This window comes from Bilophila sp. 4_1_30 (assembly GCF_000224655.1).
Taxonomy (GTDB): Bacteria; Desulfobacterota; Desulfovibrionia; order Desulfovibrionales; family Desulfovibrionaceae; genus Bilophila; species Bilophila wadsworthia.
This window is the reverse complement of sequence record NZ_JH114232.1, coordinates 81772-84640: the sequence shown is the minus strand read 5'-3', so window position 1 is coordinate 84640 and position 2869 is coordinate 81772. Positions and strand designations below refer to the sequence as shown.

The window sequence follows — 2869 nt, the reverse complement described above, 5'->3', positions numbered from 1 at the left end:
AAATATTCCAAATGCCCTACCGGGCCGTTTCCCCCAAGGCGCGAAGGCCGCCGAGCATATACGCCAGCATGTCTTCAAGCAGGCCCTCCGCATCGCCGGCAGTGGCGGGAAGCATGAGGGTGCGTAGCTTTTCCGGAAAGAGGATGAGCCCCATGCAGGGGAGGGCGACAAGGGCGGTTGCCCGTTGCATCGCCGGGGAATCCGGTGGAAGGCCCGTGATGTCCCGTATCAGTTCCCGGAGTTTCTGGGATTTCGGGAATACCGCCGTTGTGATGAATTTGGGCACGAAGGGCGAGGGCGAGGCCAGTTCGCGCAGGAATATCCTGATCCCCCAGAGCTCGGAAGCGTTCATGGCGGTACGGATGATGTGCTTCAGGAACACACGGAGCTTTTCTTCCGGCGTCGCCTCGGAAGTGATGATCCGGTTCAAATCCTCCAGGCTCAGCATTTGCCGGTGCGCCTCGATCAGCACTTCTTCGTACAGGCCTTCCTTGCCGCCGAAGTAGTAGTTCACGGCGGCGCCGTTCGTTCCCGCCCGTTCGCAGATTTCCTTGCTGGTGGCTTCGGCGAAGCCCCGTTCGGCAAAGACCTTGCCTGCTGCCTCAAGGACAACGGCCCGCGTTGAGCGGCCGTCGCTCCGTTGCGCGCGTTTGGGGCGCTGAGGGGGATTGTTTTTGTTCATCATGGCTTTTTTTAGGAAAAATTGGGCGACAAGTCAAATTTTAAATTGAAATTTTAATTTGACTTGATATTATCCTTTTCCTATTCTTGTATTCAAGGCAGATTGTTGCGAGCCGTTCGCGAATGGCGTCCCGGAACATTTGATCCGGGGGAGGGCTGCGGCTCCCGCGCCCCCGGTTTCTTTCATTCTGATTCTTCATGTCGGAGGCATCCATGTTGAAGCGCATCATTGTGATTCTCGTTGTCCTTGCCTGTGCCGCCGGAGGCATCTGGTGGCTGTACGACGGGAAGCGGCAGCCTTCGGATCTGCTGACGCTGTACGGCAACGTGGACATCCGGCAGGTGGATGTCGGTTTTCGCGTGGGCGGGCGCGTGACCGAACTCTTCAAGGAAGAGGGTGATGCGGTGAAAACGGGGGAACGCCTCGCGCGCCTTGATGCCAAACCGTATGAAGAGGTCTTTGATCAGGCCGCCGCCCAGCTTTCCATGCAGGAAATCGAATTGAGGAAGATGGTTGCGGGGTATCGCACGGAAGACATCGAGCAGGCGCGCGCCACCCTGAGCGGGGCGCAGGCCGTATACGCGAACGCCGCCAGCAACCTGCGGCGCGTTGAGCGGCTGCGGCAGCAGAACGCCGTTTCGCAGCAGTCGCTTGATGAGGCGCGCGCGTCCTATGGTGATGCGCTGTCCCGCCGCAACGCCGCCCGCGAACAGTTGCAGCTCATGGAGAGCGGATACCGCTCCGAAGACGTTGAGCGCCAGAAGGCGGCGGTGGAGGCCGCCCGTGCCGAACTCGCCCGCGCAACGACGAATTTGCAGGATACCGAGCTGTTCGCCCCGCAGGACGGCGTGGTCCTGACCCGCGTGCACGAGATCGGCGCGGTGGTGCAGGGCGGGCAGACCGTCTACACCGTGACGCTGAACAATCCCGTGTGGATACGGGCGTATGTCACGCAGCCGAACCTCGGGAATATCCGGCCCGGCCAGGAGGTGCTCCTGTCCATCGACGCCACGCCGGACAAAACGTACCGGGGACGCATCGGCTTTATTTCACCGACCGCCGAATTCACGCCGAAGACCGTGGAAACCAAGGAAGTGCGGAATGATCTGGTCTTCCGTTTCCGGGTCATCGCCGACGATCCCGACAACGTCATGCGGCAGGGGATGCCCGTCACCGTGACGCTCCGCAAGGACGGAGGCAAGCCGTGAGCCCTTCCCCGCAGGCGGTGATCCGGCTTCAGGGCGTTTCCAAGGTTTTTCCTGACGTGCCGCCGGGCACGCCTCCCGCGCTTTCCAGCCTGACGGCGGATGTCCCCTCCGGTTTGGTCGTGGGGCTTGTGGGCCCGGACGCCGCGGGTAAGACGACGCTCATGCGCTTGCTGGCCGGGCTGCTCCTGCCGACGTCCGGCAGCGTGGAAGTGCTCGGGCGCGTGCCCGGCTCCGAGGCATCGGACGAAGCCGTTCACGATGTCGGGTATATGCCGCAGCGTTTCGGGTTGTATGAAGATCTGTCCGTCATCGACAATCTCAATCTCCATGCCGAATTGCGCGGGCTTGAAGGCCCGGCGCGTCAGGCCATGTTCGAAAAGCTGCTGACGTTTACGGCGTTGAAGCCGTTTACGGATCGGCTGGCGGGAAAGCTTTCCGGCGGCATGAAGCAAAAACTCGGCCTTGCCTGCGCGCTGTTGACCACGCCCCGCCTGCTGCTGCTTGATGAACCGGGGGTGGGCGTCGATCCGCTTTCCCGGCGCGAGCTGTGGAAAATGGTGTCCGATCTCGCCGTGGGCGGCATGTCGGTGCTTTGGTCTACGGCCTATATGGATGAGGCCGAGCGCTGCGCCCACGTGCTTATGCTCGATCAGGGGAGCCTTGTGTATCAGGGGCCGCCCGCCGGGTTTACGGGCCGGGTGGCGAAGCGCGTCTTTTCCTTTGTGCCGCCGTCCGGCGAAGCGCGGGCGATGCTGGCCCGCTGGCAGCAGGAGCCGGATATCCGCGATGCGCTCATTCAGGGCAACCGTATCCGCGTGGTGCTCCGCAATCCGCACGACGGCCCTTTTTCCCGCAACGGTGTTGAACTGCATCCCGTCGAGCCACGTCTTGAGGACGCCTACATCGACGCCGTGGGCGGCATGGATCAGCGGCCTTCCCCGTTTTTGCCCGTGAGCGGGAGGGGGGGCGTGGAAGAACC

Annotated in this window: 3 protein-coding genes; 2 read left to right on the top strand and 1 reads right to left on the bottom strand. The window is 62.3% G+C overall.

What is annotated here, in order from left to right:
* Positions 1-16 precede the first annotated feature (16 nt).
* Positions 17-685 (bottom strand): TetR/AcrR family transcriptional regulator, encoded by a 669-nt coding sequence (locus HMPREF0178_RS07130; protein WP_009368114.1) that lies wholly within the window; start codon positions 683-685, stop codon positions 17-19.
* Positions 686-894: 209 nt separating this feature from the next.
* Here HMPREF0178_RS07130 and hlyD point away from each other — a divergent pair, with 209 nt between their 5' ends.
* A complete protein-coding gene (gene hlyD, locus HMPREF0178_RS07125) occupies positions 895-1890 on the top strand; it encodes a secretion protein HlyD (protein WP_005027864.1) in 996 nt (331 codons plus the stop codon).
* A partial coding sequence (locus tag HMPREF0178_RS07120; RefSeq protein ID WP_009368113.1) for an ABC transporter ATP-binding protein occupies positions 1887-2869 on the top strand: 983 nt, incomplete at its 3' end. The genes hlyD and HMPREF0178_RS07120, both read left to right, overlap by 4 nt.